Below are 6464 nucleotides of genomic sequence, written 5' to 3'. Positions count from 1 at the left end.
CACCCCCTCACAACCACAACCAAGATCGACCTCCCCCCCCCCCCCCCCCCCCCCCTCCCCCCCCCCCCCCCCCCCCCGGGCCCGCGACGCGTCACAGGCCCATCGACAGGATCTGCGCGTTGCGGCGGGGGTCCAGGGACTGGGCCCAGGCCGGCGGCGCCAGGCGCGCGCTCGCGGGCACGAACCCGTGGCGCAGGAACAGGTCCCCACCGCCGGTCGTCGCCGTGAACAAGGCGCCGAGGGACCGGGCGCGCGCCACGGCGAGCACGGCGCGCAAGAGGCCGCCGCCCACCCCGCGGCCCTGCCGGTGCCCGGCCACACAGAAGTTGTAGAGCACTCCCGCGGCCCCGCGCCCCTCCCCCGGGTCGGCCGGATGCACGCGCAGTCCGACGCAGCCCTCCAGAGGGCCGCCGGGGGTGTCCGCCACGAGGAAGTCGTCCGCTTGGGCCGCGTACAGCGAGGCGGGCCGCTCACGCAGCGCGCCCGTGCGCACGAAGGGTTCGGACAGGGCGACGAGTGCGCGGGCGTCCTCCTCGCGGGCGGCGCGTACGGAGGGAGTCCGCACGGAGGGCGTCCGCACGGAGAGCACGTGCGGCAGCGGGGCAGGGCGCGGCGTAGCCGTGATCAAGGCTTGACCTTCCTCGGTTCCACGATCGAGAACGGCTCGTCGCCGTGACGCGTCAAGCCGTGACACCTCACGTGACACACCAAGGAGACAAGCTCGATAAGGCTAGCCTTACCTAAGTATCGCGTCCAATTGGGGTGCCCGACGGCCGGGACGATCGCGAGACGCTCGGGACGCCCACCCACGGCGCACCGGGGTCACCACGGGCCAGGGGGGCGGAGCAGGGGGCAAACAGAAAGGCAAGAGGGGAATCCCACCTCTTGCCACTCTCAACTTATAGCGCAGTGGGGGGCTTGCGGCAAGGCCCCGCTCGTACCGCACAATCACTGGCCTGAGCCAGAACCTGCGGAAATCGGAGATTCACGAAGTGCATGAGCTTTTGTCGGTTCACCTGGACCCTCTGACCGGCAGTGCGTTCGACCTTCCCGACACCCTCTCGCAGAAGGCGGAACCGGCGCTGATCGCGCGCGACGACCAGCACTTCGCAGCCATCGCGGAGTGCCTCGACCAGACGATCACCGAGCTCTCCGGCCGCCTCGACGAGGTGCGCAGGGCGCCCGGCGGCATCGGCCGCGAGGCGATGGACCGGGACGCGGAGATCCACCGGATCAGCGGCAGACTGCGCGCCCTGCGCCGCTTCGGACTCGACCTGTGCCTGGGCCACGTCGTCGTCGCGGACGAGCCCGAGCCCGTGTACATCGGACGGCTCGGCCTCACCGACAGCGAGGGCCGCAGGCTGCTCGTCGACTGGCGCTCCCCCGCCGCCGAGCCGTTCTTCGCCGCGACCCACGCCAACCCGATGGGGCTGTCGAGCCGCCGCAGGTACCGCTGGACCGGCGGCCGGATCAGCGACTACTGGGACGAGGTGTTCACCGCCGACGGCCTCGAACGCCGCGCCGCGCTCGACGACCAGTCCGCCTTCATCGCCAGCCTGGGCACCAACCGGTCGGCCCGGATGCGCGACGTCCTCGGCACCATCCAGGCCGACCAGGACGCCATCATCCGCGCCGGCTCGCGCGGCGCCCTCGTCGTCGACGGCGGGCCCGGCACGGGCAAGACCGTCGTCGCCCTGCACCGCTCCGCTTATCTGCTCTACTCCGACCCGCGCCTCGGCAAGCACCGCCGCGGCGGCGTGCTCTTCGTCGGCCCGCACGAGCCGTACCTGGGTTACGTCGCCGACGTCCTGCCCAGCCTCGGCGAGGACGGCGTGCAGACCTGCACCCTGCGGGACCTGGTCGCCGAGGGCGCCGCCGCCGTGCCCGAGAGCGACCCGGACGTTGCCCGGCTGAAGTCGTCCGCCGACATGGTGAAGGCGATCGAGAAGGCCGTCAGGTTCTACGAGGAACCGCCCACCGATGGCCTGTCGGCCTCGACGGCCTGGTCCGACGTCTGGGTGGGCGCGGACGACTGGGCGGAGGCGTTCCGCGCGCCGGACCCGGGCACCCCGCACAACGAGGCGCGCGAGCAGATCTGGGAGGAGCTGGCGTCGATCCTCATGGACAAGCAGGGCATGGACGAGGAGGAGGACGGCGTCTCCCCGGAGATGTTCCTGCGCTCGCTGCGCCAGGACCGCGAACTGGTCACGGCCCTGCACCGCGCCTGGCCGCTCCTCGAGGCCGCCGATCTGGTCTCCGACCTGTGGACGGTCCCCGCCTACCTGCGGATGTGCGCCCCGTGGCTCGACCGCGACGAGGTGGCGAAGCTGGGACGCAAGGACGCCCCCCAGGCCTGGACGCTCTCCGACCTGCCGCTCCTGGACGCGGCGCGGCAGCGGCTCGGCGACCCGGAAGCGGCCCGCCTCAAGCGCCGCCAGGCCGTCGCCGTGGCCGCCGAGCGCGAGCGCATGTCCCACGTCATCGACGACATCCTCTCGGCCGCCGACTTCTCCTCGGCCGGCGACGACAGCGAGGGCGCGGTGCGGATGCTGCGCGGCAAGGACCTCCAGGACACCCTGATCGACGAGAGCGCGCTGCCCACCGCGACCCCGGACCGGCTCGCGGGCCCGTTCGTGCACGTCGTCGTGGACGAGGCCCAGGAGCTGACCGACGCCGAGTGGCAGATGCTGCTGCTGCGCTGCCCGTCCCGGAGCTTCACGATCGTCGGCGACCGGGCCCAGGCACGGCACGGGTTCACCGAGTCGTGGGAGGAGCGCCTGGAGCGGGCGGGGATCGACCGGATCACGATGGCCTCCCTGAGCATCAACTACCGCACTCCGGAAGAGGTGATGGCCGAGGCCGAGCCGGTCATCCGGGCCGCGATTCCCGACGCCAACGTGCCGACGTCCGTGCGCAGCAGCGGCGTCCCCGTCGTCCACGGGCCGCTCACGGACCTGGACCGGGTCCTGGACACCTGGCTCGCCGCGCACGACGAGGGGGTCGCCTGCGTCATCGGCGGGCCCGCGTTCCAGGAGAAGTTCCGGGAGAGGGCCCACGACGTGCCGCGCGTCCGGGCCCTGACGCCCGAGCTGTCGAAGGGCCTGGAGTTCGACCTGATCGTGCTCGTCGACCCGCAGACGTACGGCGAGGGCATCGAAGGAGCGGTGGACCGCTATGTCGCGATGACCCGGGCGACCCAGCAGTTGGTCGTGCTCACGAGCTCGTGACCCGGTCGGGGGCCGGGGCGTGGGCCGAGGTGCGGGCCTCGCCGTCGACGTACGTCGCCACCACCTCGATGTCCCCGATGCGTGCGGGGCCGACCGTCCTCGGGTCGTCGCCGAGCACGACCAGGTCGGCGAGCTTGCCCGGCGTGAGGCTGCCCACCCGGTCCTCCCAGTGGCAGGCGAAGGCGCCCGCGGTCGTGTAGGCGCGCAGGGCCTCGTCGACGGTGATGCCCTCGTGCGGGCCGACCGTCCGGCCCGACTCCGTGGCCCGTTCGACCATGAACTGGATGGCGCGCAGCGGGGAGCCGTCCGTGACGGGGCGGTCGGAGCTGCCGACGAGGGGGATGCCGTGGTCCAGGAATCCCCGGCCCCGGTAGAGCCAGGGGGCGCGCTCCTCGCCCATGATCGCCGCGTAGTCGTCGCCGAAGCAGCGCAGGAAGTTGGGCTGGACGACCGCGCTGAGGCCGAGCCGTGCGAAGCGCGGGAGCTGGTCGGGACGGATCAGTCCCGCGTGTTCGATGCGGTGCCGGGCGCCGGGGCGGGGCCGCAGGCGCTGGGCGCGTTCGAGGGCGTCCAGGGCGAGGTCGGCGGCGCGGTCGCCGATCGCGTGGACGGCGAGCTGCCATCCCGCGAGGTGGCCGTCCACGATCGTGTCGAGGAGGGCGTCCGGGTCGCCCTGCAACTGGCCCGCGTGGTCGAGGCCTTCGTAGGGGCTGCTGAGGGCGGCGGTGCGGGCCATCATGCCGCCGTCGGTCCAGATCTTCAGCGCGCCCACGGAGAGCCAGTCGTCGCCGAACCCGGTGCGCAGGCCCAGGTCGAGGGCCCGGGGGATGCCGTCGCTCGCGTGTGCGTCGACCGGGTTCAGGCGGTCCGCGGAGACCATGAGCTGCACGCGCAGCGGCAGCAGCCCTTCGTCGCGGGCGAGTTGGTAGGCGCCGAGCTCGACCGGACTGTGGCCGAAGAGGGCGCCGCCGATGCCCGCCTCGGCGCAGGCGGTGACGCCCTCGGCCAGACAGATCCGGGCGGCGCGCCCGATCGCCTCGGCCAGATCGCGCTGGGAGTGGGGCAGGCGCAGCGCGCGGGCGGCACCCATGGCGGCCTCGGCGAGGAAGCCGTTCTCGTGCGGGACGCCGGCGGGGAGCAGGTCGAGGACGGCGGAGTTGACGACGCAGCCGTGCCCGGAGTCGTGCAGCAGGAAGACCTTGCGTCCGTGACTGACACGGTCCAGTTCGGCGGCGGTCAGGTGGCGGCCCAGGGCCCGCTGGTCGTAGCCGGCGACGCTCACCCAGTCCTGCGGAGAGCCCGTGCGGGCGGCCTCCTCGACGACGGCGAGGACGTCGTCGGCCCGGGTGCGGCCCGCGATGCTCGCGGTGTTCTCCTTGAACCCCGTCCAGGCCAGGTGCACATGGGCGTCGATGAAGCCGGGCAGCACGGTGGCGCCCTGGAGATCGACCACCTCGCGTGCGGGCAGGGAGGTCACCGCCTCGTCGAGGCCCGCGATCCGGCCCCGCCAGATGCCCAGGTCATGGGCGACGGGGTGATCCGGATCCATGGTGAGGAAGCGCGCGTTCGTCAGTCTGGTGCAGAGCATCGGTACTGTCCTCCCCGGCGTGGCGGGCCTCCCTGTGGCCGGCCGTCGACGTGGTCAGCCGTCGGCGTGGCCGGTCAGCCGTCGACGGACGCCGCGAGGGAGCGGGGGCGCAGGTCGGTCCAGTTGGTCTCGATGTACTCCAGGCAGGCGTCCCGGGTGTTCTCCTCGAAGGCGACGGTCCAGCCGCCGGGCACCTCGGAGAAGGACGGCCAGAGCGAGTGCTGCCCCTCGTCGTTCACCAGGACCAGGAAGCGGCCTTCGGGGTCGTCGAAGGGGTTGGTGCTCATGTGTCAGTGCCTCCTTGGGGCGACAGGCGCTGAAGACGGGCGGGAACAGGGCCCGTTCGGCCGGTGGATCGGGATGGAAGGGAAGAATACGATTAGGTTAGGCTCCCCTAATTAGTCGTGAGCTTAGCCTCTCCCCCTTCTCTCTCACAAGGAGACGTTCATGCGCCTGGTGACCGACCCCTGCTGCCTCACCAGCCGGTCATGACGCATCCCGCAGCGGGCCGCGCGGCCGACACCGAGAACGCCTTCGCCCGCTTCGGGCTGCCCGGCGAACCGGGCGCCGACGCCTTCTGGGCGCAGGCCCGGGGACCGGTCTCGGTGTCTGCCGACGACGGCGGCTGGACGACCCTGTTCCTCTGGCGCGGGTCACCGGCGAGCATCGGCTTCGAGAGCTGGTCGGAACAGGTGCCCCTGCATCGGTGGCGCGACACGGACTGCTGGTACGCCGAGGTCGCCATGCCCCCTCGGCTGCGGGTGACCTACCAGTTCCTGGTGGGCGAGGACGCGTACGCCGATCCGTTCAACCCGGTCGGCGCGGGCGGCGACCGGTCCGTCGCCGCGACCCCCGACGCCCCGGCCCAGCCCCACTGGCCGCTCGTCGGCGGCGGCTCCGACGTCGTCCTGCCCGTCCCGCGCGCCCGGATCCGCTGGGCGAGCGAACGGCTCGGCGGGCGGCGCACCGTGCGGGTCCATCCGGTGGCCGGCGGCGGGCCCGTGGTGCTGCTGCTCGACGGGGACGACTGGCTGTACCTGCACCCGGCCATGACCGCGTTCGACGCGGCGGCCGCCGCCGGTGACCTGCCTCCCGTCACGCTCGTGTTCCTCCCCGCCAAGGACAGGGAGGCCGAGTTCACGTGCCGGCCCGAGCTGTGGGAGGCGGTCCGCGACGAACTGCTCCCGCTGGTGGCCGCGAGCGACGTGCCGGCCGACACGGACCGCCTGGTCGTCACCGGACAGAGCCTCGGCGGGCTGAGCGCGCTGTACGCGGCGCTGGAGTTCCCCGAGCTGGTGTCCCGCGTCGCCTGCCAGTCGCCGTCGTTCTGGTGGACGCCCGACGCCGTCGGCTCGGCGGACCCGTTGGGCGGCCCGGCGGGGGGCGCGCTCGCCGCGCGCCTGCGGGAGCGGCCCGATCTGTCGGGGCTGCGCGTCGCGTTCGACGTCGGGGAGCACGAGGCGCGGATGCTGCCCCACTGCGAGGCGGCCGAATCGCTGGTGCGCGAGGCCGGTGCGACGGTACGCGTCTCGCGCTCGGCGGCGGGCCACGACCGGGCGGGCTGGCGGGGGGCCCTGCTCAGGGACGTCGCCTGGGCTCTCGCCTGAGGAACGCCCCGTAGGAGTGCGCCCAGTACCCCCACCAGCACA

The 6464-nt window shown here is 73.2% G+C and carries 5 protein-coding genes; 2 read left to right on the top strand and 3 right to left on the bottom strand.

What is annotated here, in order from left to right:
* Positions 1–91: 91 nt before the first annotated feature.
* Positions 92–628: a GNAT family N-acetyltransferase gene (locus ACZ592_RS36995; protein WP_471586126.1), complete on the bottom strand. Its 537-nt coding sequence runs from the start codon at positions 626–628 to the stop codon at positions 92–94.
* A gap of 388 nt (positions 629–1016) precedes the next feature.
* On the opposite strand from ACZ592_RS36995, the gene helR reads away from it, so the two are divergent.
* The gene (helR, locus tag ACZ592_RS36990; RefSeq protein WP_471586142.1) at positions 1017–3227 is read left to right on the top strand and encodes an RNA polymerase recycling motor ATPase HelR; all 2211 of its coding nucleotides are present in this window, start codon (positions 1017–1019) and stop codon (positions 3225–3227) included.
* On the opposite strand, the gene ACZ592_RS36985 is transcribed toward helR, so the two are convergent.
* Together ACZ592_RS36985 and ACZ592_RS36980 are read right to left on the bottom strand one after the other, a co-directional pair.
* Positions 3214–4815, bottom strand: a complete 1602-nt coding sequence (locus ACZ592_RS36985; protein WP_471586125.1) for an amidohydrolase — start codon at positions 4813–4815, stop codon at positions 3214–3216. The two genes, helR and ACZ592_RS36985, sit on opposite strands and share 14 nt — an antisense overlap.
* Positions 4816–4889: 74 nt before the next feature.
* On the bottom strand, positions 4890–5102 hold the full coding sequence (locus ACZ592_RS36980) for an MbtH family protein (RefSeq protein WP_471586124.1): 213 nt from the start codon (positions 5100–5102) through the stop codon (positions 4890–4892).
* A gap of 201 nt (positions 5103–5303) precedes the next feature.
* Here ACZ592_RS36980 and ACZ592_RS36975 point away from each other — a divergent pair, with 201 nt between their 5' ends.
* Entirely contained in the window at positions 5304–6422 is a 1119-nt protein-coding gene (locus ACZ592_RS36975; RefSeq protein WP_471586123.1) for an alpha/beta hydrolase-fold protein, read from the top strand.
* Positions 6423–6464: the final 42 nt, after the last annotated feature.

The sequence above is a fragment of the Streptomyces sp. NPDC040622 genome (assembly GCF_055593965.1).
The sequence above is the reverse complement of the archived record's forward strand: the minus strand, read 5'-3'. Positions and strand labels throughout refer to the sequence as shown.

Bases quoted from the DNA above. Each gene is read 5' to 3' on its own strand.
- ACZ592_RS36985 (WP_471586125.1), bottom strand. From the start codon at position 4,815: ATGCTCTGCACCAGACTGACGAACGCGCGCTTCCTCACCATGGATCCG.
- ACZ592_RS36980 (WP_471586124.1), bottom strand. From the start codon at position 5,102: ATGAGCACCAACCCCTTCGACGACCCCGAAGGCCGCTTCCTGGTCCTG.
- ACZ592_RS36975 (WP_471586123.1), top strand. From the start codon at position 5,304: ATGACGCATCCCGCAGCGGGCCGCGCGGCCGACACCGAGAACGCCTTC.